The sequence below is a fragment of the Microvirga pakistanensis genome (assembly GCF_004458765.1).
In the GTDB taxonomy this organism is placed as follows: Bacteria; Pseudomonadota; Alphaproteobacteria; order Rhizobiales; family Beijerinckiaceae; genus Microvirga; species Microvirga pakistanensis.
Genome location: NZ_SPJX01000013.1, coordinates 1 through 390, shown reverse-complemented (window position 1 = coordinate 390; position 390 = coordinate 1). Strand labels below are relative to the sequence as shown.

Genomic DNA, 390 nt, shown 5'->3' with positions numbered 1-390 from the left:
TGGTCTTTCAGCGAACGGGTTTTTCACCCGTTTTGTCGTTACTCACGTCAGCATTCGCACTTCTGATACCTCCAGCATGCTTCTCAACACACCTTCATCGGCTTACAGAACGCTCCCCTACCACGTATACAAAGTATACATCCGCAGCTTCGGCATATAGTTTTAGCCCCGTTACATCTTCCGCGCAGGCCGACTCGACTAGTGAGCTATTACGCTTTCTTTAAAGGGTGGCTGCTTCTAAGCCAACCTCCTAGCTGTCTATGCCTTCCCACATCGTTTCCCACTTAACTATAATTTTGGGGCCTTAGCTGGCGGTCTGGATTGTTTTCCTCTTGACTACGGACGTTAGCACCCGCAGTCTGTCTCCCGGATTGTACTCATAGGTATTCG

The 390-nt window shown here is 49.5% G+C and carries 1 rRNA gene; it reads right to left on the bottom strand.

Annotation, left to right across the window (positions count from 1 at the left end):
- Positions 1-390, bottom strand: a 23S ribosomal RNA gene (locus E4K09_RS01485); the annotation flags it as partial.